Source organism: Achromobacter colocynthidis (genome assembly GCF_057334535.1).
The window spans coordinates 80,042-106,068 of sequence record NZ_JBHFIZ010000037.1 but is presented as its reverse complement, the minus strand read 5'-3'; the positions used below and the strand labels follow the sequence as shown (position 1 = coordinate 106,068).

The 26,027-nt window shown below is 66.3% G+C and carries 26 protein-coding genes; 9 read left to right on the top strand and 17 right to left on the bottom strand.

Translation table 11 applies throughout. The features are described from left to right. Positions 1-3 precede the first annotated feature (3 nt). The 4 genes from ACE04A_RS20260 to ACE04A_RS20245 all read right to left on the bottom strand — a co-directional run bounded on the left by ACE04A_RS20260 (position 4) and on the right by ACE04A_RS20245 (position 2,751). Positions 4-432 (bottom strand): universal stress protein, encoded by a 429-nt coding sequence (locus ACE04A_RS20260; protein ID WP_279995236.1) that lies wholly within the window; start codon positions 430-432, stop codon positions 4-6. Between the two features lie 17 nt (positions 433-449). Further along, positions 450-875, bottom strand: coding sequence for a universal stress protein (locus ACE04A_RS20255; protein WP_100854778.1), 426 nt, complete (start codon positions 873-875; stop codon positions 450-452). A 138-nt stretch (positions 876-1,013) separates the two neighbouring features. After that, positions 1,014-1,817, bottom strand: coding sequence for a glutamate racemase (gene murI / locus ACE04A_RS20250; protein WP_448717666.1), 804 nt, complete (start codon positions 1,815-1,817; stop codon positions 1,014-1,016). After that, positions 1,807-2,751 carry a LysR family transcriptional regulator gene (locus tag ACE04A_RS20245; RefSeq protein WP_259249632.1) on the bottom strand — a complete coding sequence of 315 codons (945 nt, stop codon included), beginning with the start codon at positions 2,749-2,751 and terminating at the stop codon, positions 1,807-1,809. Before ACE04A_RS20245 ends, murI begins: the two co-directional genes overlap by 11 nt. A 139-nt stretch (positions 2,752-2,890) precedes the next feature. On the opposite strand from ACE04A_RS20245, the gene ACE04A_RS20240 reads away from it, so the two are divergent. From ACE04A_RS20240 to ACE04A_RS20230, 3 genes are read left to right on the top strand one after another with little or no spacing between them, the layout of a single operon-like run. After that, entirely contained in the window at positions 2,891-3,466 is a 576-nt protein-coding gene (locus ACE04A_RS20240) for a chromate transporter (RefSeq protein ID WP_100854781.1), read from the top strand. Further along, positions 3,463-3,987: a chromate transporter gene (locus ACE04A_RS20235; RefSeq protein ID WP_438859812.1), complete on the top strand. Its 525-nt coding sequence runs from the start codon at positions 3,463-3,465 to the stop codon at positions 3,985-3,987. The genes ACE04A_RS20240 and ACE04A_RS20235 overlap by 4 nt, the downstream gene beginning before the upstream one ends. 59 nt (positions 3,988-4,046) lie before the next feature. Then, on the top strand, positions 4,047-4,739 hold the full coding sequence (locus ACE04A_RS20230; RefSeq protein WP_259249626.1) for a DUF1345 domain-containing protein: 693 nt from the start codon (positions 4,047-4,049) through the stop codon (positions 4,737-4,739). 51 nt (positions 4,740-4,790) lie between these two features. Here ACE04A_RS20230 and ACE04A_RS20225 read toward each other — a convergent pair whose 3' ends face one another. The 7 genes from ACE04A_RS20225 to ACE04A_RS20195 form a co-directional block, all read right to left on the bottom strand. Beyond that, positions 4,791-5,912, bottom strand: a complete 1,122-nt coding sequence (locus tag ACE04A_RS20225; RefSeq protein ID WP_447991055.1) for a methyltransferase — start codon at positions 5,910-5,912, stop codon at positions 4,791-4,793. A 174-nt stretch (positions 5,913-6,086) separates the two neighbouring features. Continuing rightward, positions 6,087-7,754 (bottom strand): OFA family MFS transporter, encoded by a 1,668-nt coding sequence (locus ACE04A_RS20220; protein WP_485820442.1) that lies wholly within the window; start codon positions 7,752-7,754, stop codon positions 6,087-6,089. Between the two features lie 62 nt (positions 7,755-7,816). Then, entirely contained in the window at positions 7,817-8,074 is a 258-nt protein-coding gene (locus tag ACE04A_RS20215; RefSeq protein ID WP_100854786.1) for a formate dehydrogenase subunit delta, read from the bottom strand. A 66-nt stretch (positions 8,075-8,140) separates the two neighbouring features. Beyond that, complete coding sequence (gene fdhD, locus ACE04A_RS20210) at positions 8,141-8,968, bottom strand: formate dehydrogenase accessory sulfurtransferase FdhD (protein ID WP_485820441.1); 828 nt, start codon at positions 8,966-8,968, stop codon at positions 8,141-8,143. 21 nt (positions 8,969-8,989) lie between these two features. Next, positions 8,990-11,866, bottom strand: a complete 2,877-nt coding sequence (gene fdhF / locus ACE04A_RS20205) for a formate dehydrogenase subunit alpha (protein WP_448717671.1) — start codon at positions 11,864-11,866, stop codon at positions 8,990-8,992. A gap of 15 nt (positions 11,867-11,881) precedes the next feature. Beyond that, on the bottom strand, positions 11,882-13,498 hold the full coding sequence (locus ACE04A_RS20200) for a formate dehydrogenase beta subunit (RefSeq protein WP_448717672.1): 1,617 nt from the start codon (positions 13,496-13,498) through the stop codon (positions 11,882-11,884). Beyond that, entirely contained in the window at positions 13,495-14,100 is a 606-nt protein-coding gene (locus ACE04A_RS20195) for a formate dehydrogenase subunit gamma (RefSeq protein ID WP_448717673.1), read from the bottom strand. The genes ACE04A_RS20200 and ACE04A_RS20195 overlap by 4 nt, the downstream gene beginning before the upstream one ends. A gap of 158 nt (positions 14,101-14,258) precedes the next feature. On the opposite strand from ACE04A_RS20195, the gene ACE04A_RS20190 reads away from it, so the two are divergent. From ACE04A_RS20190 to mobA, 3 genes are read left to right on the top strand one after another with little or no spacing between them, the layout of a single operon-like run. After that, on the top strand, positions 14,259-15,338 hold the full coding sequence (locus ACE04A_RS20190) for a substrate-binding domain-containing protein (RefSeq protein ID WP_230695270.1): 1,080 nt from the start codon (positions 14,259-14,261) through the stop codon (positions 15,336-15,338). Between the two features lie 42 nt (positions 15,339-15,380). After that, positions 15,381-16,544: a GTP 3',8-cyclase MoaA gene (gene moaA, locus ACE04A_RS20185; protein WP_448717677.1), complete on the top strand. Its 1,164-nt coding sequence runs from the start codon at positions 15,381-15,383 to the stop codon at positions 16,542-16,544. Next, a complete protein-coding gene (mobA, locus tag ACE04A_RS20180) occupies positions 16,537-17,178 on the top strand; it encodes a molybdenum cofactor guanylyltransferase MobA (RefSeq protein ID WP_448717678.1) in 642 nt (213 codons plus the stop codon). Before moaA ends, mobA begins: the two co-directional genes overlap by 8 nt. Here mobA and ACE04A_RS20175 read toward each other — a convergent pair. From ACE04A_RS20175 to moaC, 5 genes are read right to left on the bottom strand one after another with little or no spacing between them, the layout of a single operon-like run. Next, positions 17,151-18,356, bottom strand: coding sequence for a molybdopterin molybdotransferase MoeA (locus tag ACE04A_RS20175; RefSeq protein WP_259249608.1), 1,206 nt, complete (start codon positions 18,354-18,356; stop codon positions 17,151-17,153). The genes mobA and ACE04A_RS20175 overlap by 28 nt on opposite strands. Before the next feature lie 3 nt (positions 18,357-18,359). Further along, entirely contained in the window at positions 18,360-18,881 is a 522-nt protein-coding gene (moaB, locus tag ACE04A_RS20170) for a molybdenum cofactor biosynthesis protein B (RefSeq protein ID WP_100854793.1), read from the bottom strand. After that, entirely contained in the window at positions 18,878-19,360 is a 483-nt protein-coding gene (locus tag ACE04A_RS20165; RefSeq protein ID WP_259249606.1) for a molybdenum cofactor biosynthesis protein MoaE, read from the bottom strand. The genes moaB and ACE04A_RS20165 overlap by 4 nt, the downstream gene beginning before the upstream one ends. A gap of 5 nt (positions 19,361-19,365) precedes the next feature. Then, positions 19,366-19,617 (bottom strand): MoaD/ThiS family protein, encoded by a 252-nt coding sequence (locus ACE04A_RS20160; protein WP_100854795.1) that lies wholly within the window; start codon positions 19,615-19,617, stop codon positions 19,366-19,368. Beyond that, positions 19,598-20,086 (bottom strand): cyclic pyranopterin monophosphate synthase MoaC, encoded by a 489-nt coding sequence (moaC, locus tag ACE04A_RS20155; RefSeq protein WP_100854796.1) that lies wholly within the window; start codon positions 20,084-20,086, stop codon positions 19,598-19,600. Before moaC ends, ACE04A_RS20160 begins: the two co-directional genes overlap by 20 nt. A gap of 139 nt (positions 20,087-20,225) precedes the next feature. Here moaC and ACE04A_RS20150 point away from each other — a divergent pair, with 139 nt between their 5' ends. Both ACE04A_RS20150 and ACE04A_RS20145 read left to right on the top strand, forming a co-directional pair. Continuing rightward, positions 20,226-23,792 (top strand): DUF748 domain-containing protein, encoded by a 3,567-nt coding sequence (locus ACE04A_RS20150; protein ID WP_448717680.1) that lies wholly within the window; start codon positions 20,226-20,228, stop codon positions 23,790-23,792. Positions 23,793-23,860: 68 nt separating this feature from the next. Next, a complete protein-coding gene (locus ACE04A_RS20145) occupies positions 23,861-24,745 on the top strand; it encodes a dienelactone hydrolase family protein (RefSeq protein ID WP_279995248.1) in 885 nt (294 codons plus the stop codon). A 76-nt stretch (positions 24,746-24,821) separates the two neighbouring features. On the opposite strand, the gene ACE04A_RS20140 is transcribed toward ACE04A_RS20145, so the two are convergent. Then, positions 24,822-25,247 carry a hypothetical protein gene (locus tag ACE04A_RS20140; RefSeq protein ID WP_448717681.1) on the bottom strand — a complete coding sequence of 142 codons (426 nt, stop codon included), beginning with the start codon at positions 25,245-25,247 and terminating at the stop codon, positions 24,822-24,824. A gap of 238 nt (positions 25,248-25,485) precedes the next feature. Here ACE04A_RS20140 and ACE04A_RS20135 point away from each other — a divergent pair, with 238 nt between their 5' ends. Further along, complete coding sequence (locus ACE04A_RS20135) at positions 25,486-25,989, top strand: peroxiredoxin (protein WP_100854800.1); 504 nt, start codon at positions 25,486-25,488, stop codon at positions 25,987-25,989. Positions 25,990-26,027 lie beyond the last annotated feature (38 nt).

Genomic DNA, 26,027 nt, shown 5'->3' with positions numbered 1-26,027 from the left:
CTTTTACTTCACCAAGGTCACCGGCACATCCGTCAGTTGCAGCACCTGGTTGGCGACCGAGCCGATCAGGATGTTGGCCAGCGTGCCATTGCCGCGCGTGCCCATGACGATGCGCGCGCAGCCGTGGTCGCGCGCGTAGCCGGCGATCTCGGTGGCGGCGTGGCCAAAGGCCGTGTGGGTGGTGTAGTCGGTGCCGGTCACGTCCAGCAGTTTGCGGGCTTCCCGCGTGGCCTCCTGGCCTTGCCGAAGGTAGAACTCATCAATCATGTCTTGCGTGATCAAGCGCGACAGGCCGACGCGTCCGTGCGTGGGCGTTTGGATGTTAAGCAGATGGACGTGCGCGGCGGACGCGCCCTGGGCAAGCTCGCGGGCGTACAGCGCGGCGCGGTTGGCATTGTCTGAGCCGTCGACGGGGACAAGTATGTTCAGCATGGTTGCTCCTTGATGCGTTACTTGACCAGCGTGACGGGCAGGTCCGTCAGGTGCAGGACGCGGGTGGCGATAGACCCCATGAACAGCGACGACACCGAGCCCAGCCCGCGCGACCCCATGTAGATTTCATCGGCGTTGGATTCACCGGCCACGCGGACGATGGTTTCGGCCGCTTCGCCGATCTCCACGCGCACGTCGAAGGGCACGCCGGCTTTGGACAGCAGGTCGCTGGCGGCTTGCAGCGCGGCGGCGCCCTCGTCCTGGTAGTAGGCATCGATATCGGCCTGAGACAGGCCTCGGCCGATCTTGCCGGATTGCAGTGGAATCTGCACCGTCAACAGCGCCACCCGTTCGACCGGGTCATATGCGCGCGCCGCCAGCAGGGCTTGCACGGCATGCAGCGAGGGCTGCGAACCGTCAACGGGGATCAGGATGCGTTTCATGCGCGTCTCCTTTGTTATGCGAGCCTGGGTAGGCGGGTCGTTCTACTGTATTCGAATTGTTTTCCCGCGATCTGCCCGTTTCGCCCATTTTGCCGATCGAAAGATGCGCTTGATCAACCCCCGTTCACAATCTCGCGCCTAACGCCAGCGTTCGGGCGTTTCCCCAATGTCCAGGCCCGGCGCCAGCAGCCGACTGGCCAAGGCCGCCAAGGTGGGCACATGGCCGGTGGTTTCCAGCCGCAGCGAGCCCACGCCCTCGGTGCGCAACAGGCCATGCTGGTGCAGTTGATGCTTGAGCCAGCGCGCCACGGGGGCGCCCGTTTCCAGCAAGGGCACGTCGGGTCCTGCTGCTTCCTGGATCGCATCGCGCAGAAAGGGAAAATGGGTGCAGCCCAGCACCAGCACGTCGGCGCCCGCCGCGCGCAAGGCGGCCACCGGCCTACTCACGGCCGCGTCGACTTCAGGCCCGGACAACGTGCCTTGCTCCACCAGCCGCACCCATTCCGGGCAGGGGTGCAGCAGGATGCGCACCTCGGGCGCTTCGCGTTGGACCAGTGTGGCGAATTTGGGGCTGGCCAAGGTGCCGGTGGTGGCGAACACGCCCACCACGCCGCTGTGCGTCAGGTGCGCGGCGGGTTTGATGGCCGGTTCCACGCCGATGATGATCAGGTCGGGATGGCGCTGGCGCAGCGGCGCGATGGCGGCGGCGGTTGCCGTGTTGCAAGCGACGACCATGGCCTTGGCCTGGCGCGAGACGAAGTAATCCGCCAAGGCGTAGGCACGCTCCAGGACGAACGCCTGCGTCTTGTCGCCATACGGCACATGCGCGGAATCGGCCACGTACAGCAATTGTTCCTGGGGCAGCGCCTCGCGGATGGCGCGCAGCACGCTCAGGCCGCCCACGCCGGAGTCGTACACGCCGATCAAGGAATCACTGGACATGATGGGAATGCCCCTCGTCCAGGCCCTCGGCGCGATGGCGGCGCACTTCGTCGATCAGTTTGCGCGTGGCGCCCGACAGCGGCGCGTCGCGCCAGATCAGGTTCAAGCCGGCGCGCAACGCCACGGGGCCCGTCACGTTCACGTACACCACACCTTCGATGTTGACCCGCCGCAAGGACGCCGGCACCAGCGATACGCCCAGGCCCGCCGCCACCAGGCTCAGCGTGGACAACATGCGCGGCGCTTCCTGCACCACGCGCGGGCTGAAGCCCGACGCGCTGCACGCCGTGATGATGGCGTCATACAGGCCGGGGCCGCTATGGCGGCGGTACAGAATCAGCGATTCCTCGGCCAGTTCCGCCAGCGCAATCTGCCGCCGGTCGCGACCCTTGACGAAGGGATGGTCCGCGGGAAAGGCGGCCAGCATGGTTTCTTCCAGCACGGTTTCTTCGGACACGCCCGGCGTGGTCAGGACCGTGCCACGAATGAAGGCCACGTCCACGCGGCCTTCGCTGACCGCGTCGCGCAGTTCGCCCGTGCTGCTTTCTTCCAGCACCAGCCGCACGTTGGGCGCGCTTTCGCGAAAACGGCGGATGACCGAGGGCACGAAGGGATGGAACGCGGCCGACCCGGTAAACCCCACCGTCAGCCGGCCGGCTTCGCCTTGCGAAACGCGGCGCACCCCGTCCACGGCCTGATCCACCAGTGCCAGGATGTTGCGGGCATCTTCCAACAACGCGCGACCGCTTTCGGTAAGTTCCATGCCGCGCGGCAACCGGTTGAACAAGGTCACGCCCAGCTCTTGTTCCAGCACACGAATCTGTTGGCTAAGGGGAGGTTGGCGAATGCCCAGCCGCGCCGCGGCCTTGGTCAGGTGGGCCTCTTCGGCAACGGCCAGGAAGTAGCGCAGTAGGCGGAGATCAACTGATGCCATATGCAGTGAATATGAGTGTCGATGGGGTCATATATTAGACATTATCCGGGGCCAAGAGTAGGCTCCCGCCTTGTTATTTCTGCTGTGCGCTGCAATGCGCCAGCCCTTGCTCGCCGGCTATGCACCGGCTCTTCGTCCCATGAATGCAGCACCCTCCACCCTTGAGGCCGCCAACCGGCCGCCACCCACCTGTGGGCAGTTGTTCACCGGTTTTCTCATGCTGGGCCTGACCGCTTTTGGCGGGGCGCTACCCCTGGCGCGCCGCATGGTCGTTGAAAAGCACGGCTGGCTCAGCGGCGCTGAGTTTACCGACCTGCTGGGCCTGTGCCAGTTCCTGCCGGGCGGCAACATCATCAACCTGTCTGTCGCGCTGGGGATGAAATTTCGCGGGCCGCGGGGCGCTTTCGCGGCCTTGATGGGGCTGATCCTGGCGCCGTCGGCCATCGTCATTCTGTTGGGCATGGTGTACGACCGCTTTCAACACGACCCGCATATCCAGCACCTGTTCGCGGGCCTGGCGGCGGCGGCGGCGGGGCTGCTGATATCGATGGCGGTCAAGATCGGCGTGCCGGTCATCAAGCGGCGCGACTGGCTGGCGGGCGTGGTGGCCACGCTGTGCTTCGTGGCCATTGCCGTGCTGCGCATTCCGCTCTTGCCCACCATGGCGGTGCTGACGCCGTTGAGCATTCTGCTGGTCTGGAGGCAACGTCGATGATCCATACCCTGATTGCGCTGGCCCTGATCTTTTCCCAGCTTTCCGTGCTGGCGTTCGGCGGTGGCAACACCATCCTGCCCGAGATGCAGCGCCAGGTCGTGGACGTGCATGGCTGGATGACCGCCGCTGATTTCTCCGCGTTGTTCGCGCTGGGCCAGGCCGCGCCCGGCCCCAACCTGATGGTGGTGACGCTGGTGGGCTGGCACGTGGCCGGGTGGTGGGGCATGCTGGTGACCACCATTGCCAAGTTCGGCCCGTCGTCGCTCATCACCATCCTGGCGCTGGGCTTGTGGGAACGCTTCAAGGACCGCCCGTGGCGCGGCGTGATCCAGGCGGGCATCTTCCCGATGACGGTGGGCCTGGTGGCCGCCAGTGCTGCGCTGATCACCGAGGCCTCGGTGCATAGCTGGCTGCTGGGCGCAATCACGGCGGTGGTGGCCGTGCTGGGCAGCACGACGCGCATCCATCCCTTATGGCTCTTGTTCGGCGGCGCGCTGGTGGGTTTGCTGGCGATCGGTTAGCGTTGGGCTCTTGTCGCACGCGGGACCTTCGCACGTGGCCACCCGCACTCGGAGCCTTCATGACCAAGCCGATTCCGGACGAACCGCAGCCCGACGACGCCGCAACGGCCGTCGACCGCTTGCCTTTCTTTCACGCGCATCGGCGCCTGGTGCTGTGCGGCCTGTTATTCCTGGCGGTGGGCGCCGCGTCCTACGTCTGGAGCCGTTCCGCCGGCCTGGCGCTGCTGCTGGGTTTTGATGCGGCCGCGCTGGTGTTCCTGGTGCTGACGGCGCGGGTATTCGGCCAGGCCAGCCCGGCGTCCCTGCACGTGCGCGCCAAGCAGCAGGACGTGGGCCGTGTCGGCGTGTTGTGGAGCAGCGTGGCGCTGTCCTGCATGGTGCTGATGGCGCTGTGGGTCGAGCTGCATGGCGAAAACAGCCCGGGCGGCGCGTTGGCGGTGCTGGCGGCCGGCGCGACCATCGTGCTGGCATGGCTCTACATGAACATGATCTTTGCGCTGCACTATGCGCATGGCTATTACGGCCATCGCACGGGGGCGCACAAGGGGCTGGATTTTCCCGGTACGCAGGAACCCGACTACTGGGACTTTGCGTATTTCGCGCTGGTGCTGGGGATGACGTTCCAGGTGTCCGACGTACAGATCGTCAACCGCCGCGTACGCCGAATGGCGCTGATGCACAGCGTCATCGCGTTTTTCTTCAATGTGTTCATCATCGCGATCAGCGTGAACGTGGCGGCGGGTAAAGCATAGTGTGTGGGGCAAGGCCCCACACACCTGGAAGGCATGGGTCACCGCTGGCAATCAGGCGGCGGCGCCCAATCTCCACAAGGACGTGACTTCCTTCGAACGCGCTGCATAGAGCGGGTCACTGGGGTCTTTGGCGCGGCTGTGGGTGGGCCGGGTGTCGATGCGTTCGATGACGCGCAGGCCGGCGGCGTCGATCATTTCCAGCAACTGTTCGCGGGTGCGCAGGCCCAGGTGCTCGGCCAGGTCCGACAAGATCAGCCAGCCCTCGCCATTCGGCGTCAGGTGCGCCGTCAAACCGTTGAGAAAGCCGCGCAGCATGCGGCTGTCGGGGTCGTACACGGCTTGCTCCAGCGGCGAGCTGGGGCGCGCGGGCAGCCACGGCGGGTTGCAGACGACCAGCGACACGCGGCCTTCGGGGAACAGGTCCGCCTCAACCACATCAACCTGCTTGGACAGGCCCAGCCGTTCCAGGTTTTCGCGGGCGCAAGCCAGGGCGCGCGGGTCCAGGTCGGTGGCGATGACACGCTTGCCGCCTCGGCGCGCAATTACGGCGGCCAGCACGCCGGTGCCGGTGCCGACGTCGAACGCCACGCTGCCGCGTGGCATCGGCGTGTTCGCCACCAAGTCGACATATTCGCCACGCAGCGGCGAAAACACGCCGTAGTGCGGGTGGATGCGGTTGTTCAGCGCGGGAATCTCCACGCCTTTCTTGCGCCATTCAAAGGCGCCGATCAGGCCCAGCAGTTCGCGCAGCGACGCCACATAGGGTTCGTCGGCCGGGCCGTGGGCTTCTTCGCAGGCCTGGCGCGCATCCGGCGCGCGGCGCAGCGAAATGCCGTGGCCGGCGTCAAACGGAATCAGCAGCATGCCCAGGATGCGGGCGCGTTGGGATTGGATCTGGCGGTGCTGGTTGAAGGCTTCCAGCATGGTCTCGACGGGCTTGCGCGGACGCTTGTCCACGCGCCGGGTCATGGCCAGCAGCAACTGGCGGGCGTTCTGGAAGTCTCCGCGCCACAGCAGGCCCACGCCTTCGCAGGCTTGGCGATAGGCCATGTCGGCGGTCAGCTTGTCGTCCACCACCACCACGCGCTTGGGCGGCGTTGCGCCGGTTTCAGAGCGCCAGCGGGCGGTGTGGGAGACGTCGTTTTCTTCCCAGTGCAATTCGGGGGCGCTCAATGTGTCGCTCCGGCAAAGACGGGGGAATGGGTAAGAATCATGGGGACCAATAAAAAAAGATAGGGCGCGGGCTGCCAATGTAGCAGCTTCGCGCCCTGGGGCGGAGCACGGCGCGCCAGGCGCCATGCGGTCAGATCGGGGTCAGGCCGGGAGCAGACCCGGTCTCAGGCGGGCTCAGTGGAACAACACCACCGCCTTCTGCAACGTGATCCAGATGCCCCAGGCCAGCGGAATGCCCACGCAGGCCCAGGCGAACAGCACCAGCGCCATGGGCGTGCGGAAGGTGGACGCGCCCACGCCGTGGGTTTCGGCGGCTGCGGCGCGCTCGTGCGCCAGCGCCTTTTCCTGGGCCAGTTCTTCGTCCGTCATGAAGTACTTGGGGTTGACCGGGCGTATCGCCAGGTTGCACAGGAAGCCCAGCACCAGCATGCCCGCCAGGATGTACATGGTGATGTCGTACACCTGCGCGCGCGGCACGCCGATCGACAACTGATACTCGCGGATGTAGTTCACCAGCACCGGGCCGAAGATACCGGCCGCCGACCACGCGGTCAGCAGGCGGCGGTGGATGGCGCCCACCATCTGGGTGCCGAACAGGTCCGCCAGGTAGGCGGGCACCGTGGCGAAACCGCCGCCGTACATGGACAGGATCACGCAGAACGCGGCCACGAACAGGGCCAGCGCGCCGATGTGCGCCGTCCAGGGAATGGCGGCGTACAGCACGAAGCCCAGCACGAAGAAGATCAGATAGGTCATCTTGCGGCCCAGCTTGTCCGACAGGCTGGCCCAGAAGAAACGCCCGCCGATATTGAACAGGCTGAGCAGGCCGGTGAAGCCGGCGGCAATGGCCGCGATGGCGGCCAATTGTTCCTTGTCCAGTTGCCCAAAGCCCAGTTCCGGCTTGTTGATCAGCCCGCCGCCAAACACTTCCTGCAGCAAGGGCGAAGCCATGCCCAGAATGCCGATGCCGGCCGTGACGTTCAGGCACAGCACCAGCCACACCAGCCAGAACTGCGGCACGCCCCAGACGCGCTTCACGTGGACGTGGCCCTTGGTGATCATCGCGTTGTTGGCATGCTTGGCCGGCGCGGTCCAGCCTTGCGGCTTCCAGCCGGTGGGCGGCACGCGGTAACCCAGCGCGCCCGACATCATGAACACGAAGTACACCAGCGCCATGGTCAGGAAGGTCTGCCAGACGCCGGCCGAGGTGGGCGTGGCGAAGTGGCGCATCAGCATGTCGGCCAGCGGCGCGCCGATCATCGCGCCGCCGCCAAAACCCATGATGGCCATGCCGGTAGCCATGCCGCGGCGGTCGGGAAACCATTTGATCAGCGTGCTGACGGGCGAGATATACCCCAGCCCCAGCCCGATGCCGCCAATGACCCCGGACCCCAGCCACAGCATCCACATTTGATGCAGGTACACGCCGATGGCTGAAATGACCAGCCCGCCGCACCAGCACACCGCCGACACCACGCCGGCCTTGCGCGGGCCGGCGCGTTCCAGCCAGCCGCCCCACAGCGCCGCCGCGCAGCCCAGCAGCACGAAGAACAGCGTGTACATCCAGCCCATGGTGGAAATGCGCCAGTCGCAACTGGTGGTGAACAGCTCGGCGGCCAGGCTCATGTCGGCCGGGCAGGCCAGCGGCTGGGCGCCGCCCACTACCTTGGACAACGGCAACCAGAAGACCGAAAAGCCGTAGGCCATGCCGATGCACAAATGGATGGCCAAGGCGGCCGGCGGCACCAGCCAGCGCGAGAAACCCGGCCCGGCGATGGTGCGTTCTTTGTCAAAAAAACCCGGCTTGGCGCCGGGCAAGTCCAAGGTGGCGGTGCTTTCCATACAGTCTCCTCTGGGGTGCGGCTTTATTGCCGCTTTGTTTGTTTTTTTTTTTTGCTCACCCGCTAGCCCACGCGGGGCGCGGGCGTCAGGCGCTGGCGGTTCTGCGTGACCGCCTCCAGCACCAGCGGATGCAATTGTTCGTCGCCGGCATCGCCGTCGGGGGTGGCCGCCAGGAAGCCGAGCAGCTCGTTGCGCATGCGGGGTTCCCAGAACTTGTGGATATGGTTGGCCACGCCTTCCAGCGCTTCGTGGCGGTCCGGCATGGCATCAAAGAACTGGCCGATGCGGTTGGCCATGCGGATCAGGTTGCCGATTTCCATTACGTGTCTAAGTCCAATTCAGGGTCCGATTCTGAGACCGGTTCATGGTCCGGTTCATGGCCCGATTCAGGGGATGATTCGTTCGGCGTGGGAATACAGCGTGGCATCGTCGCCGCGCATGAAACCCACCAGGCTGACGTTGGCGTCGTGCGCCAGGCGGATGGCCAACGCCGTGGGGGCGGACACCGCCGCCAGCACGGCCACGCCGGCCGCAGCCGTCTTCTGCACCATTTCAAAACTGGCGCGGCTGGACACCAGCACGATGCCGTTGCCGGCATGCATGGCCTGGCGCGCCAACGCGCCAATCAGCTTGTCCAGCGCGTTGTGGCGGCCCACGTCTTCGCGCACCAGCGCCACCACGCCATCGGCGCCCGCCCAGCCCGCTGCGTGCGTGGCGCCCGTGATGTCGTGCAGCGTCTGGCGCGCGCGCATGTCGCGCATGGCGTTCAGCACGGCCTGGATGCGCACGGACGTCCCGTTCGTCACCGGCGCCACCGGGCGCAGCACTTCGGGCAGCGTCTCCACGCCGCACAGGCCGCAGCCGGTGCGGCCTGCCATGGCGCGCCGTCGCGTTTTCAGGCGCGCTTCGCAGGCGCTGGATATTTCCACCTGCACCACGATGCCGTCGCATTGCGGCAGCACATCAATGCCGCGCACATCGCTGACGCTGTCGATGATGCCTTCCGACAACGAAAAGCCCACCGCAAAGTCTTCCAGGTCGGCGGGGGTGGCCAGCATGGTGGCGTGGCTGATGCCGTTGAACTCCAGCGCCACCGGCGTTTCCTCGGCAACGAAGTCAGACTCGGTGGCCGGGGCGATGGCCCCGGCCCGCACGCGCGTAACCTGGGGCGGCGTGCAGTCGGGGCGAGAGGACGGGGGCGTGGGGGCGGTCATGGCATCCAGGGCTGTAGGGCGTTATTTCCCGGTCAGCGCCGCTTCGTTTTCGCGCGATCGTTCGCGCAGCAGCTTTTGCTGGATGTCGGCAAAGCGCGACCACTGGCGCTGCCATTCCGAAGGCTGGGACACGCGCGTGACCTGCACGGCCGTGACCTTGTATTCGGGGCAGTTGGTCGCCCAGTCGGAGGCATCCGTCGTGACGACGTTGGCGCCGGACTCGGGAAAGTGAAACGTGGTGTATACCACGCCCGGTTGCACCCGGTCGGTCAGTGTGGCGCGCAGCACGGTCTCGCCCGCGCGGCTTTGAATGCCCACCCAATCGCCTTCGGCCACGCCCCGGTCCTCGGCATCTTGCGGATGCAGTTCCAGCACGTCTTCGCCATGCCACATGACGTTGGGCGTGCGCCGCGTCTGCGCGCCCACGTTGTATTGCGACAGGATGCGGCCGGTGGTCAGCAGCAGCGGGAAACGGCGCGTGCTGCGTTCATCGGTCGGCACGTACTTGGTGATCATGAACTTGCCCTTGCCGCGCACAAAGGTATCGATGTGCATGATGGGCGTGCCTTCCGGCGCGTCGTCGTTGCACGGCCATTGCAGGCTGCCCAGCTTGTCCAGCTTGTCGTAGCTGACGCCCGCGAATGTCGGAGTCAGCCGCGCGATTTCTTCCATGATCTGGCGCGGGTGCGTGTAGTTCATGGGATAGCCCAGCGCGTTGGACAAGGCCACCGTCACTTCCCAGTCCGACTTGCCGTTCTTGGGCTCCATCACCTTGCGCACGCGCGAGATGCGGCGTTCGGCGTTGGTGAAGGTGCCGTCTTTTTCCAGGAACGACGAACCCGGCAGGAACACGTGCGCGTACTTCGCGGTTTCGTTCAGGAACAGGTCCTGCACCACGATGCACTCCATGGCCGCCAGCGAGGCCGCCACGTGCTGCGTGTTGGGGTCGGACTGCACGATGTCTTCGCCCTGGCAGTACAGGCCCTTGAAGGATCCGCCCAGCGCCGCTTCAAACATGTTCGGAATGCGCAGGCCGGGTTCAGGCTGCAAGGTCACGCCCCAATCCTTTTCGAATTGCGCGCGCACCGTGTTGTCGGAAATGTGGCGGTAGCCGGGCAGCTCATGCGGGAACGAGCCCATGTCGCACGAGCCCTGCACGTTGTTCTGGCCGCGCAGCGGGTTCACGCCCACGCCCTCGCGGCCGACGTTGCCGGTGGCCATGGCCAGGTTGGCAATCGCCATCACGGTGGTGGACCCCTGGCTGTGCTCGGTCACGCCCAGGCCGTAATAGATGGACCCGTTGCCGCCGGTGGCGAAGAGACGCGCCGCGCCGCGCACGTCTTGCGCCGGCACGCCCGTGATCTCGGCCATGGCTTCGGGCGAATTCTCGGGCAAGGACACGAAGTCGCGCCATTCATTGAAGGCCTTGGTCTCGCAGCGCTCGGCCACGAAGGCGTCGTCGATCAGGCCTTCGGTGGCGATCACGTGGGCCAGCGACGACAGCAGCGCGGTGTTGGTGCCCGGCCGTACTTGCAAATGGAAGTCGGCCTTGATGTGCGGCGAGCTGACCAGTTCGATGCGGCGCGGGTCAATCACGATCAGGCGCGCGCCTTCGCGCAGCCGGCGCTTCAGGCGCGAGGCGAATACGGGGTGGCCGCTGCTGGGGTTGGCGCCCATCACGATCACTACGTCGGTGTGCATGACCGAATCAAAGGTTTGCGTGCCGGCGGATTCGCCCAAGGTCTGCTTCAGGCCGTAGCCGGTGGGCGAATGGCAGACGCGCGCGCACGTGTCCACGTTGTTGGTGCCGAAGGCCGCGCGCACCAGCTTTTGCACCAGCCAGGTTTCTTCGTTGGTGCAGCGCGACGACGTAATGCCGCCCACCGCGTCGCGGCCGTACTCGCTTTGGATGCGGCGGAATTCAGAGGCCGCGTAGTTGATGGCCTCGTCCCAGGACACTTCCTTCCAGGAATCGGTGATGTGCTTGCGGATCATGGGTTTCAGCACACGTTCCTTGTGCGTGGCGTAGCCCCATGCAAAGCGGCCCTTCACACAGGAATGGCCGCGGTTGGCCTGGCCGTCTTTCCACGGCACCATGCGCACCACTTCCTGGCCCTTCATCTCGGCCTTGAAGCCGCAGCCCACGCCGCAATAGGCGCAGGTGGTGACCACCGAGTGCTCGGCCTGACCCATCATGATGACGGTCTTTTCTTGCAGGGTGGATGTGGGGCAGGCCTGCACGCAGGCGCCGCAGGACACGCATTCGCTGTCCAGGAAGGGCTGGTCCTGCCCGGGCGACACGCGCGACTCAAAGCCCTTGCCCGATATCGTCAACGCGAAGGTGCCCTGCGTTTCTTCGCAGGCGCGCACGCAGCGGTTGCAGACGATGCACTTGGACGCGTCGTAGCTGAAGTAGGGGTTGGAGTCGTCGACCTTGGCGTCCAGGTGATTGGCGCCGTTGTAGCCGTAGCGCACGTTGCGCAGGCCCACCACGCCGGCCATGTCCTGCAATTCGCAGTCGCCGTTGGCGGGGCAGGTCAGGCAGTCCAGCGGGTGGTCCGAGATGTACAGCTCCATCACGCCGCGACGCAGTTCGTGCAGCTTGGGTGTTTCGGTAAAGACCACCATGCCGTTTTCCGCCGGCGTGGTGCACGACGCGGGATAGCCGCGCCGGCCTTCGATCTGCACCAGGCACAGGCGGCAGGATCCAAATGGTTCCAGGCTGTCGGTGGCGCACAGCTTGGGGATGTTGATGCCGGCCTCGGCGGCCGCGCGCATCAGGGACGTGCCTTCGGGCACGCGGATTTCCTGGCCGTCGATGGTCAGGATGACGGTGTTCTCGGACACGCGGGCCGGTGTGCCCAGGTCGCGGTCGCGCTTGATAACGGTTTCCAGCATGGTCGCCTCTCGGGTTCAGGCCGCGTGCGCGGCAGACTGCGAGGACTCGATGCCGAAGTCCTGCGGAAAGTGGTTCAGCGCGGACAGCACGGGGTAGGGCGCCATGCCCCCCAGCGCGCACAGCGAACCGCCCATCATCGTGTCGCACAGGTCGCGCAGCAGATGCACCTGCTGTTCGCGTTGCCGGGCGTCGGCCCCGGGCGCCGCGATCTTGTCGATGGTTTCGACGCCGCGCGTCGAACCAATGCGGCAGGGCGTGCATTTGCCGCAGGATTCAATGGCGCAGAATTCCATCGCGTAGCGCGCCATGCGCGCCATGTCGACGGTGTCGTCAAACGCCACCAGCCCGCCGTGGCCGATCATGGCCGAGATCTGGATATAGGCCTCGTAGTCCAGCGGCACGTCCCATTGCGATTCGGGCAGATAGGCGCCCAGCGGCCCGCCCACCTGCACGGCGCGCAGGGGCCGCCCCGAGGCGCTGCCGCCGCCGAATTCATAGAGCAGGTCGCGCAGGCTCAGGCCGAAGGCCTTCTCCACCAGCCCGCCTTGCTTCAGGTTGCCCGCCAACTGGAAGGGCAGCGTGCCATGCGAACGGCCCACGCCGTAATCGCGGTAGTAGGTGGCGCCCTTGGCCAGGATGATGGGCACGGTAGCCAGCGAGATCACGTTGTTGATCACGGTGGGTTTGCCGAACAGGCCCGAGATGGCCGGCAGCGGCGGCTTGGCGCGCACCACGCCGCGCTTGCCCTCCAGGCTTTCCAGCAACGAGGTTTCTTCGCCGCAGATGTAGGCGCCCGCGCCCTTGCGCACTTCCAGGTCGAAGCGGCGGCCGCTGCCGTGTACGTCCGCGCCCAGCCAGCCCACGCTGCGAGCGCGCGCGATGGCCGCTTCCAGCGTGGCGATGGCGTGCGGGTATTCCGAGCGCACATAGATGTAGCCGTAGCTTGCGCCCACCGCCAGCCCGGCGATGGTCATGCCTTCGATCAGCACGTAGGGGTCGCCTTCCATCAACAGGCGGTCGGCGAAGGTGCCCGAGTCGCCTTCGTCGGCGTTGCATACGATGTATTTCTGGTCGCTGGGCGTGCCCGCTACCGTCTTCCATTTGATGCCGGTGGGGAACGCCGCGCCGCCACGCCCGCGCAGGCCCGAGGTGACCATCTCGTCAATGATGGCGGCCGGCTCCATCGCCAGCGCCCGCTTCAAGCCCGCCAGGCCGCCGTGCGCGGCATAGTCCTGCAACGACAGCGGGTCGATCACGCCGACGCGGGCGAAGGTCAGGCGTTCCTGGTGTTTCAGGTAGGGGATGTCTTCGGTCAGGCCCAGGCACAGGGGGTGGGACGAGGCGGTTTTGGCTGCGGCGTTGCCGTCGCCGTTGCCAGGGCTCAGCCACCCGGCGTCGAACAAACCGGTCACGTCTTCCGGCGCCACCGGGCCGTAGGCCACACGGCCGTCGTGCGTGGCCACTTCCACCAGCGGTTCCAGCCACAAGAGCCCGCGCGAGCCGTTGCGCACCACTTGCACGGCCACGCCGCGTTCATCGGCGATGCGTTCAATTTCATGGGCCACGGCATCGGCGTCCATGGCCAGCGCCGCGGCGTCGCGCGGCACGTAGATGACGACGGGGGCGCTCATGGCGTGGTCTCCGGCGTGCGGTCCAAAGCGCGATTCAAGGTGGGGTCGGAAGCGCGGTCCAGCGTGCGCGCCAACAGGCGGTCCAGCTTGTCTGGCGTAACGCGGGCATGCGGCTGGCCGTCGATCATGACGGCGGGCGACTGGGCGCACAGCCCCAGGCAGTAGACGGGTTCCAAGGTGAAGTTGCCGTCGGCCGTGCTGGCATGAAAGTCGCAGCCCAGGCGGGCGCGGGCATGTGCCGCCAGCGGCTCGCTACCCATGGCCTGACAGGATTCGGCGCGGCAGACTTCCAGCGTGTGGCGCGCGGCCGGCTGGCTGCGAAAGTGCGGGTAGAAGGTGATGACGCCGTGCACTTCAGCGCGGGACAGGTTCAGGGCCTCGGCGATGGTTTGCACCGCCTCGGCCGGAATACAGCCCAATTCATGCTGCACCTCGTGCAGTACCGGCAGCAGGGGGCCGGGCAGGTCTTTCAGCCGCGCAAGGATGCGCGCGGTGGCTGCGATGGCGGGGGTGGCGGACGCCTGGGCGGCGTCCAGCGCCAGTTGGCCGCCACGGGCGCCGCCGCTGGATGCCAGGTCGGATTTTGCCTCGCGCTGATGCACGGTGGTCTCCTCCAATGTTGCGGGCCCCGTTCAGGGGTCTGTGGTTCGGGTCAGGTCCTTATGGCGTTTAATATGTTTGTAAAAACATAATAAAAGCCCGGCTGCCGCGTTATTTGTGTACTCTAACCACGTACTTGGCTGTCTTCAATAAGAAAGAAATGACATATAAGTTTCGTATCGGCCTGCGGCCGCAGTGGACCTTGGGGGGGGGCGACGACACGGCGCCCGTGCCTTTGCAAGACATGCTTGCGCTGCTTGCCGCCATAGACGCCACCGGCAATATCTCGGGCGCTTGCCGCGCCTGCGGGTTGTCGTACCGGCATGCCTGGGGCGTGCTGCGCCGGTTCGAAACCACCTTCGGCACGCAATTGCTGATCACGAATCGGCGCCAGGGCACGCAACTGTCGCCGTTCGCACAGCGCCTGCTGTGGGCCAACCGCCGCATCGAGGCGCGCTTGATGCCCACGCTGGACAGCATGGCGTCGGAATTGCAGGAAGAGCTGGAACGGCTGCTGCCCGAAAGCGGCCCGCACTTGCGGCTGCACGCCAGCCACGGGTTCGCGGTGGAATCGTTGATGCAGCACATGGGCGACCGAAAACCCGGGCTGGAACTGCGTTATCGCACCGCGATCGAGGCGTTGGCGTCGTTGGAGCGCCATGAGTGCGACCTGGCCGGGTTTCAGGTGCCGCTGGGCGATTTTGAATCGCCCATCATGGAGCGCTATGCGCAGTGGCTGCACGCCGACGACTACCTGCTAATCCATCTGGCCGTGCGCAATACCGGACTGTTCGTCACGGCCGGCAACCCTAAGCAGATCCGTGGCATGGCCGACCTGGCGCGTCAGGACGTGCGCTTCGTAAACCGCCAGATCGGGTCCAGCACTCGCTACCTGGTGGGGCTGATGCTGCAACGCGCCGGGGTGTCCATCGGTGAGGTCCAGGGCTACGAAACCAATGAATTCACGCACATGGCCATTGCCGCGCACATTGCCAGCGGCATGGCGGACACGGGCGTGGGGGTGGAGACGGCCGCCTGCCGGTTCGGGCTGGACTTCATTCCGCTGGTGCGCGAACGCTACTTCTTCGCCATCCGCAAGTCGTCGCTGGAGACGCCCGCCATGCAGGACCTGCTGTCCATCATGCGCAGTGCCGATTACGTGGGCTATGTGGGGCAACTGGTGGGCTACGACGCCCAGGACACCGGCCGTTTGCAAACCCTGGAAGAGGCTTTCGCGTAGGCGGGGCCGCCCGGACCCTGGCCGCCGATATATGATCGCCCCATGAGCAAAGTGATATTCCTTGCCGATGAACGGGCCAAGCCCGGGTCCAAGCCCGGCGCTGACCCTGGATCCACTCCCGGCGCCAACCGTTCCGCCTGGCCCGCGCCTGGCGAGCTGCCGCCGGACGGCCAGCCCGCGCTGGACCAGCGCGCGCGTCCGCTGCGTGATCTGCGTATCTCCGTCACCGACCGCTGCAACTTCCGCTGCACCTACTGCATGCCGCGCGAAGTGTTCGACGCCAGCTATACCTTCATGCCGCATTCGGCGCTGCTGTCCTTCGAGGAAATCAGCCGCCTGGCCGGCATTTTCACGCAGTTGGGCGTGGAAAAAATCAGGCTGACGGGCGGCGAACCGCTGCTGCGCAAGCATCTGGAAAACCTGGTGGGCCAACTGGCCGCCTTGCGCACGCCGGCGGGCCTTCCGCTGGACCTCACCCTGACGACCAATGGCAGCGTGCTGGCGCGCAAGGCCGCCGATCTGAAAGCGGCCGGGCTGACGCGGGTGACCGTGAGCCTGGACGCGCTGGACGCCTCCATGTTCCAGGAAATGAGCGACAGCGGCTTCACGCCCGACGACGTGCTGCGCGGCATCGACGCCGCGGCCGAGGCCGGCCTGGCGCCGGTAAAGGTCAACATGGTGGTGCGACGCGGCCTGAACGACGGGCACATCCTGCCCATGGCCGAACGCTTCCGCCACAGCGGCCACATCCTGCGCTTCATCGAATACATGGACGTGGGCAACACCAACGGCTGGAACCTGACAGAAGTGGTGCCCAGCCAGGAAGTGCTGGACCGTATCGGCGCGGTGTATCCGCTGGAACCCGTGCAGACGGACGACATGGGCCGCGTGGCCGAGCGCTGGCGCTATGCGGACGGCGGCGGCGAAATCGGCGTCATATCCAGCGTTACGCAGGCTTTCTGCGGCGGCTGTACGCGCGCGCGCCTGTCGCCCGAGGGCAAGCTCTATCTGTGCCTGTTCGCGCACGAGGGCTTTGATCTGCGGGCGCCCTTGCGCGACGGCGCCAGCGACGCCGAACTGGCCGCCATCCTGGCGGGCATCTGGTCCGGCCGCCACGACAATTATTCCGAACTGCGCGGCCGCAACATGGCGGACGCCACACCAACTTCCGGCCGCAAGGTCGAGATGAGCTACATCGGTGGCTGACGCGCCCCTGCCGTTATCCCCGGCACGCATCGCCGGGTTGATCCTGGCGGGCGGGCAGGGCGCGCGCATGGCCCATCAGGACAAGGGCCTGGTCTTGCTGAACGGCGAACCCATGGTGGCGCACGTGGCGCAACGATTGGCGCCGCAGGTACGGCGGCTGATCATCAGCGCCAACCGGCACGCGGAACGTTATGCGCAATACGGCACGGTGGTGGCGGACGGCGAGCCCGCGCTGGGCGACTTTCAAGGCCCGCTGGTGGGGGTCGCGGCGGGGCTTGCCGCAGCGTCACACGCTGACGACGACTGGGTCGTTGCCGTGCCCTGCGACACGCCTTTTCTGCCCCATGACCTTGCAGCGCGGCTGATTGCCGCAGCGGTTTCCGCCCAGGCCCGGCTGGCCTATGCCACGGCGGGCGGCCAACGCCATGCCGCTTGCATGGCGTTGCGCCCATCGCTCTTGCCAGACCTGCGCGCCTATTTGCTGGCGGGCGACCGCAAGGTGGGCTTGTGGCAGGCTCGCGTGGGCGGCGTGGCAGCGTGTTTTGACGACGCGCCGGACGCCTTCATGAACGTGAATACGCCCGAAGAACTGGCCGAGGCTGAACGCTACGCCAGCCAGTGCCGCATGTCGTAGTAGGGCACGCGGTCGCCGTCATTGACCAGCACGTCGGCCGGCAAGCGCGCCAGCCCCGTGGCCCAGGGCAGAGAACTGATCACCCCCGACCCTTGATGGCCATACGGCACGAGCTCGGCGGTGCCGTCTTTCGCCACGCGGCGCTGCACGCGCAGAAATTCCTCGCGCCCGTCCTGGCGCGGATGGTCGGTGCGCAGCGGCAGCAGATTGACGGGCGGGAAGATGTCTTCGCGGCCCTGCATGCGCCGCATCAGCGGCGATACCAGCATGGCGAAGACCGCGTAGGCCGACACCGGATTGCCCGGCAGGCTGACCACGGGCTTGCCGCCAATCTGGGCCAGCGCCACCGGCTTGCCGGGCTTCATGCGAACTTTCCACAGCGATAGTTCACCGCCCAAGGTGGCCAGGGCGGGCTTGACCAGATCGCGTTCGCCCACCGACACTCCGCCCACGCTCAGCACCAGATCGCAATCAGCCAGCAAAGTCTTGAACGCGGCCAACAGTTCTTCTTCGGTGTCGCGCGCGTGCAGCACGTGCACGGGGACGGCGCCCAGGCCGCGCGCCAGCGCCGCCAGCATGGGGCCGTTGGAGTTGTAGATCTGTTCGGGCGCGCGCGGCGTGCCAGGCGGCACGAGCTCGTCGCCCGTGGTCAGGATGCCCACGCGCAACCGGCCCATCACCGGCACGGTGGCCAGCCCTTGCGAGGCCAGCAACGCTACGTGCGCGGCTTGCAGCATGGCGCCGGCCGCCAGCAATGGCGCGCCGGCCATCGTGTCTTCACCCCGGCGGCGGATGTGCTGGCCGGGGGCGGGCGCGCGCGTGATCTCTACCTGGTTGTCGGCTTCGACGGCGTCTTCCTGCATGACGACGGTGTCCGCGCCATCGGGAATCAGGCTGCCGGTAAACAGACGGATGGCGTGGCCGGGCTTGAGCGGTTCGGGCACGTCGCCCGCGTAGCAGCGCTGCTGGATGGGCAGGCGGGCGCCGGCGCGCCAGTCGGCCACGCGCAGCGCGTAGCCGTCCATGGCGCTGTTGTCGGCCGGCGGGATGTCCACCGTGGCTTGCAGATCGGTTGCCAGCACGCGGCCGGCAACCTCGTTCAGTTCAATTTCTTCGCGGCGTTGCAGCGGCCCGGCCGCGTTGGCCAGCAGGGTCTGGGCGTGATCAAAATCCAGCATGGGTCAGTGGTCTTCTTTTTGGGGCTTGAAGTGCGAGGCGAAGTTGCACGGGCGGTGCCTGCTGTCGAGTTGCTCGCGCAGGATCTGCGCCCACGCGGTTTCGCAAGCGTTGTTCGAGCCGGGCAGGCAGAAGATCAGCGTCTGGTTGGCCGAGCCCGCGAACGCGCGCGACTGAATCGTGGAGCTGCCGATCTCGGTGTAGGAAATCTGGCGGAACAGTTCGCCAAAGCCGGGGATCTCGCGGTCGAGCAGGGGCAGGATCGCCTCGGGCGTGTGGTCGCGATGCGAAAAGCCCGTGCCGCCGGTGGTCAGGATGATCTGCACCTCGGGGTCGGCGATCCAGTCGCTGATGATGCGGCGGATTTGGTAGATGTCGTCGCGGACGATGTCGCGGCGTACGCACTCGTGGCCCGCATGCGCCAGGCTGTGGGCCAGCAGGTTGCCGGAGGTGTCGTCGCCCGCGCTGCGGGTGTCGCTGACCGTCAGCACGGCGCAGGCCAGCGAGACGGGAATTTCTTCGCTCATGGGCGTTCCTTGGTAGGGGCGGTGTCTTCATCCCAGGCGTCGGTGCGGTCCTGGTCGGCCTGGCGTTGTTCTACCCAGAAGCTGCGGCCGCCTGCCAGCGTTTCGCGCTTCCAGAAGGGGGCGCGCGTTTTCAGCGCGTCGATGATGTATTCGCAGCCGCGGAAGGCGTCGCCCCGGTGGGCGCTGGCGGCCGCCACGAACACGATCTGCGCGTTGCGCGAGAGCGCGCCCACGCGATGCACGATGACCGTGCCGTCCAGCTTCCAGCGCTGGCGGGCGGTGTCGGCAATGGCTTCAAGCTCGCGCTCGCACATGCCGGGATAGTGTTCAAGATAGAGCGTGTCGGTGGGTGCATCGGGCGCGTAGTCGCGCACATAGCCCACGAAGGTGACGATGCCACCCACGCCGGACCCGGCGCTTTCACGCAGCGCGGCCGTCAGGGCGGCGGCGTCGAAATCGGCTTCCTGGACGCTGATCATGGCGTTCAACCTCCGGTGACGGGTTCGAACACGGCGACTTCGTCGCCCGGGCGGATCGGCGCCGTCGGCTTGGAGTGGGTTTGGTTGATGGCCAGCTTCAAGCGCGCCGCGGGGGCCAGTTGGGGATACCGTTCGCCCAGCGCGGCCAGCAGTTCGGCGCCGGTGGATTCGCCATCCAGCGGCCAGTCTTCGCCGCGCTTGCCGACCAGTTCGGCCACGCGGGCGAAGTACAGCAGATTAATCGTTGCGCCATTCACCGCTTTTTCCTCCGGCCTTGTACTTAAGGCGTACTTGTTCGACCACGATGCCTTTGTCGGCGGCCTTGCACATGTCGTAGATGGTCAGCGCGGCCACGCTGCACGCCATCATGGCTTCCATTTCCACGCCCGTCTTGTAGCTGGTGCGGCAGGTGGCCTGGATGTCGATGCGATGCGCGGCGTCGTCCAGCGCGAAGTCAACGCCCACGAACGCCAGCGGCAGGCTGTGGCAAAGCGGGATCAGTTCCGCGCAGCGCTTGGCGGCCAGCACGGCGGCCACGCGCGCGGTGTTCAGCACTTCACCCTTGCCCTGGCCCGGCTGCGTCAGCAGGCCGTAGGCCACGGCGTTCATGCGCACGCTGGCCACGGCGATCGCCACGCGCTCGGTGTCCGACTTGGCGATGACGTCAACCATGCGCACCTGGCCGGCTTCGTCCAGGTGGCTCAGGGAAGGGGGGGAAGATGACATTGGGAATCGGGATCGAGAATTGTTAATGTTTGAAAACTGCCGCGCCAGCGAGCCGGGCGGGGACGTGGTTCCGCCTATGATAGACGAGCCCTAATCAGGGCGCGATAATCGCCATCAACTCGTATCAGGAGAACTCGCGATGCCCTTGCGGCGCCCCAAGTTTCGGTTCACCCGGCGCGCCGGCAAAATCCTACTGGGCATTGTGGCGGTCGCGCTGATCCTCTGCGGCATTGCCGCCTGGCAAGTGCCGAAGGTCTTGCACAACGTGCTGACCACCGACGTCGCCAAGATGATCGGCCGCGATGTTTCCGTGGGCAAGATCAGCTTCAACCCCTTCACTCTGACGGTGCGCGCCCGCGACCTTGCCGTGGCGCAACCCGGGTCGCAGGCCCCGCTGCTGACCTTGGCCGAACTGGATGCCAGCGCCGCCTGGAGCTCGCTGTTCTGGTTCGCGCCCGTCGTCGACCGCTTGACGCTGCGCGAGCCCAGCATTGCCATCGTGCGTGAAGACGTCACGCGCTTCAATTTTTCTGACATCCAGCAACGCGTCGCGGACATGGCAGCGGCCAAGCCTGAAGAACCGCCCGAACCCGACGTCGGCCTGCCGCGTTTTTCGCTGAACAACATGGTCATCGAAGGCGGGTCCATCACGCTGGATGACAAGGTCACCGGACGCAAGCAGGTAGTGGATGAACTGGGCCTGGGCGTGCCGTTCATTTCCAACTTTGGCTACGCCACCGACATCGACGTGCAGCCTCGGCTGCACCTGCGCATCAACGGCAGCCCGTTCGACCTGACCGGCGTGGCGCGCCCGTTCGACAAGGTGCCTTCGTCCACCCTGCGCGTGGCCTTCAATGGCTTGCAGCTTGAAAAGTGGGCGGACGTCTGGCCGATGCCGCTGCCCTTCAAGCTGGAAAGCGCGCTGCTGGATTCCAACCTGCAAGTGGTGTTTGAACAGCCCAAGGACGCCGCGCCCAAGATTCGCGTGGTGGGCGATCTGGGGCTGCGCCGGTTTGACCTGCGCGACACCAATGGCGACCCCCTGGCCGCCTGGAGCGCGCTGACCGTCACCCGGCTGGAACTGGAACCGATTGCGCGCCAGGCCTATGTGGGCGAGATCGGCCTGTGGGCGCCGCAGGTCCATGTGCGGCGCTACGCCAATGAACATCTGAACTGGCAGGACGTCGTCGTCAAGCTGAAGGCGCTGGCGGGCGTGGCGCCCACCGAGACACCCGTGGCCGACAAGCTGCGGCGGGATATGGGGCTGAAGGACAAGCCGAAACCCGACGCCGCCGTGGAACCTGTTCCTGATGCCGCCGGGGCGCCCGTTCCTGATGCCACGCCGGCCACGCCGTCGCCGGCTGCCACGGCGCCGTCGGCCCCAGGTGTTGCCCCTGCTGATGCCCCGGTTGATGCCACCCCCACCCCCGCCTCGTCGGACTGGAAAGTCACGCTGGACGCCTTCAATCTGCACGAAGGCGAACTCACCCTGACCGACGCGATCAGCAAGCTGGACTACGTGGTGACCGGCGTGGGCGCCACCGTTGAAGGCGTGACCATCCCCGAGGTCAAGGACCAGCCGGTCAACCTGTGGCTGAACGTGGATAACAGCACCGACGGAGGATGGATCCGCGCCAAGGGGCCGCTGGAGCTGAAACCGCTGTCGCTGGAACTGGCCGTGCGGATGGGCAACGTTGCCCTGGCGCCCTTGGCCCCGGCTGTGCGCAACGCGGCGCCGATCCTGCTGCTGGATGGCCGTCTAGGTGCATCCGCCCAGGTCCATGTCAGCGAAAAGGCCGGCGCCATCGACGCCTACGCCACGGGTGTCCAGGCCGACCTGACCCAGTTCAAGGCGCGCGACGAGGCACAGAAGCCCGCGCTGGACATCGCCCTGCAATCGTTGCGCCTGACGGCGGACCGACTGGCCATGGGCCCCGGGAAAAGCAATTTCACCTTGGCGGCCGCGGGCATCCAGGGCGACGGCGCGCTGAACCTGAAGGGCTCGTTCACGCCGCAGCCGCTGACGCTGTCGTCCTCCGTGGACCTGTCTGACCTGAACGTGGCGCCGTTCGCGCCCTATGCGGCCGGCAGCCTGAACGCCACTGTGCGCGCCATCACGCTGGCGGCCAAGGGCGACGTGGCCTTTGCCGCCGCCACCGGCAACGCGCCCATGCGGGTCAACTGGAAGGGCGGCGTCGACATAACCGGCGTCGACCTGCAAGACCGCGTCAACAAGGACGACTTCCTGAACTGGAAGCGCCTGGCGTTTGCCGGCATGGATGTGTCCGTGGCGGGCGACAAGGTGGCCGCCAAGCTCGGTGACATCGCGCTGGAAGACTTTTATGGCCGCATCCTGCTGAACGCGCAGGGCCGCTTGAACGTGATGGACCTGGTGGCCGCGCCCGGCCAGGCCGGCGGTTCCATCACGCAAGATACGCAAACGCCGGGCCGGCAAGCGCCCGCGGCGCCGGTTTCCTCGAATAAAGACGCCAAGAGCGATGCCGGCGCCGCCATGCCGGACATTTCTGTCAACAGCGTCACGCTGTCGCGCGGCCGCATGACGTTCACCGACCGCTTCGTCAAGCCGAACTATGTGGCGGAACTGTCGGCCATCGAAGGCGCGATCTCGGCGGTGTCGTCCACCAACCCGCAGCCCGCCAACGTGAAGGTGACGGGGCGGGTGTACACCACGGCGCCGCTGTCCATCAGCGGCATCGTGCAGCCATTCGCCAAGTATTTGACGCTGGACCTGAAGGCGTCGGCCAAGGGCGTGGACCTGCCGCGCTTCAACACCTATTCGGCCAAGTACGTGGGCTACCCGATCAAGCGCGGCAAGCTGTCGGTGGACCTGGAATACAAGATCAAGAACCGCGCCTTGCAGGCGTCCAACCACGTGGTGCTGAACCAACTGACCTTCGGCGACAAAACCAACAGCCCCGACGCGACCAAGCTGCCGGTGCTGTTGGCGGTGGCGCTGCTGAAGGACTCGCGCGGCAATATCGACATCAACCTGCCCGTGTCCGGCTCGCTGGACGATCCGGAATTCTCGGTGGGCGGCATCGTGGTGCGCGTGTTGCTGAACCTGGTGGTCAAGGCGGTGACCTCGCCGTTTAGCCTGTTGGCCTCGGCCTTCGGGGGCGGTGAAGAACTGTCGTATGTGGAATTCGCGCCGGGCAGCGCGGTGCTGACGGAAGATTCCATCCAGCGCATCGACACGCTGACCAAGGCCCTGACCGAGCGCCCCGCGCTGAAGATGGACATCAGCGGCCGCGCGGATCCCAAGACCGACATGGAAGGCCTGCGCCAAGCGTGGGTGGATGCGCAGATCCGCGCCGCCAAGGCCGCGGACACGGCCCCGCGTGGCAAAAAGCCGAACCCGGCCGGGGTGCAGGTGTCGGCCGCCGAGCGCGCCAAATACCTGGAAGACGTCTACGACGACACGGACATCAAGGACAAGCCGCGCAATTTCGTCGGCATGGCCAAGTCCGTGCCGGCCGAGCAGATGGAATCCATGCTGCGCGGCGTGGCGCCGGTGGGCGACGAGCAATTGCGCCAATTGGCCGATGCCCGCGCACAGGCGGTTTATGAGAAGTTGCAAGCCCAGGAAGGACTCGCGGATCGTGTCTTCATCGTTGCGCCGCAGTTGGACGCGGACGGCATCAAGGACGAGGGGCAACCCTCGCGCGTGGACTTCTCCCTGAAGTGAACCCGCTTGGCCGACGACGCGCGCCGCGTGCCGCGTCTTGGACCAGCTTTTTTGCCAGGAGATTTTCGATGAAAGATCAGGACGCGCACTTCGACAGCCTGTTGCCGCCCTTGCGGCTGGACCGCCGGGGCTTCATCGCCACGACGGTCGCGGCGGGCTTCTCGCTGGCCGCGGGGCCGGCCGTGGCACAGACCGCCATCGCCACCGACACGAAGGGGCTGACGGCCGGCAAGGTCGACATCCCCACCAAAGACGGCAAGATGCCGGCCTATCGCGCGGCGCCGGAAGGCAAGAAGAACCTGCCCACCGTGCTGGTCGTGTCCGAGATTTTCGGCGTGCATGAATACATCCAGGACGTGTGCCGCCGCCTGGCGCACCTGGGCTACCTGGCCATCGCGCCGGAACTCTACGCGCGCCAGGGCGACCCATCCAAATACACCGAAATCCCGAAGCTGCTGGCCGAGGTCGTGAGCAAAGTGCCCGACCTTCAGGTGCAGAACGACCTGGACGCCACCGCGACGTGGGCGGCGGCCAATGGCGGCAACCCCGACAAGCTGGGCATCGTGGGCTTTTGCTGGGGCGGCCGTCAGGTCTGGCTGTACGCGGCCCACAACCCCAAGCTGAAGGCAGGCGCGGCGTTCTACGGCCAACTGGCCGGCGAGCCCTCCGACCTTAAACCCAAGTCGGCCCTGAGCCTGGTGAACGACCTGAAGGCGCCGGTGCTAGGCGCGTATGGCGGCAAGGACGCGGGCATTCCGCTGACGGATGTTGACCGCATGCGGGTCGAACTCGCCAAAGGCTCGGCGGCGGCGAAGGCGTCACGGATCGATGTCTACCCCGAGGCCCCGCATGCGTTCCATGCGGATTACCGTCCGTCGTACCGCAAGCCCGAGGCCGAGCAGGCCTGGACCCGGATGCTGGATTGGTTCAAGCAGAACGGGTTGACGGCGTAGACGGAGGCTTGAGCGGACATTAGGCAGAAAGGGCGGGCGGCGGCCCAGGGGGAGCCATCGGGCACCTACTGGGCACCTACTTGGCTTTTTCCCCCGGCAGGCCGTCGCTGACTTCCGCCAAGGCCTTTTTCATGCGCTCATAGCTGATGGCGCGCTCGTGCTGGAAGCTGCCCAGCACGCCCTGGCACCCGTCCACGCCCGAGCGCTTCATGTCGTCCATCATCGTCTTGCCCTCGGCCAGGCCTTTCTGAAACGAGGCCTCGTAGGACGCCATCGAAAAGCCATATTCCTTGGCGAATTGCGTCAGGTTTTTCTGCGCCGTCGCCCGGTGTTGGGCCAGATCGGGCTCCGACGCGCCGCAGGCGCGCGCGGCGCCGTTGGACGCGCCCGCGGCAATGACGAAGGAATCGTATTGGGCCTGTTCGCTTGCATCGGGCGCGGCCCAGGCCGGCGCGGCGGTGGTGGCCAGGACCCAAGCCAAGCCAGTCAAGATCTTGTGCATCGGTGAGTCTCCGATAGATGCCCGCGGGCGGCGTTCAGCCCGGGCGGGCGTGGGTACGCCTGCATTATGGCAAGCAGCCGTTTCCAGGCGATGTAGCCGGGGTATGGAGTCGTTTCAGACTGTGCGTGATTTTTTCGCGCCGGTCTGGCGCAGCGGGCAGGGCGCGCACGCACTATGATGTCGGGTGTGAGGCGATCCCGCCTCAATGCATTACCCCACTTTTCCCTGGAGATTCCCCATGACGATCAACGTCGGCGACCGCGTGCCTGAAGGCACCCTGACCGAATTCATCGAAACCGAAACCGCCGGCTGCTCGCTGGGCCCCAACGCGTTCCAGGTTTCCGACCTGACCCGCGGCAAGACCATCGCGCTGTTCGCCTTGCCGGGCGCCTTCACCCCCACCTGCTCGGCCAAGCATCTGCCGGGCTATGTGGAACAAGCCGCCGCCTTGAAGGCCAAGGGCGTGGATGAAATCTGGTGCGTGGCCGTCAACGACGCTTTCGTCATGGGCGCCTGGGGCCGCGAGCAAAAGACCGAAGGCAAGGTTCGCATGCTGGCCGACGGCTCGGCGCTGTGGACCAAGGAACTGGGTCTGGAACTGGACCTGATCGCGCGCGGCATGGGCGTGCGTTCGCAACGCTATTCGGCCCTGATCGTCGACGGCGTGGTCAAGCAACTGAACGTGGAAGGCCCTGGCAAGTTCGAAGTCAGCGATGCCGCCACGCTGCTGTCGCAAATCTGACCTAACGTAGTTCCTGTTTTACCGCTCAACCCGGCAGG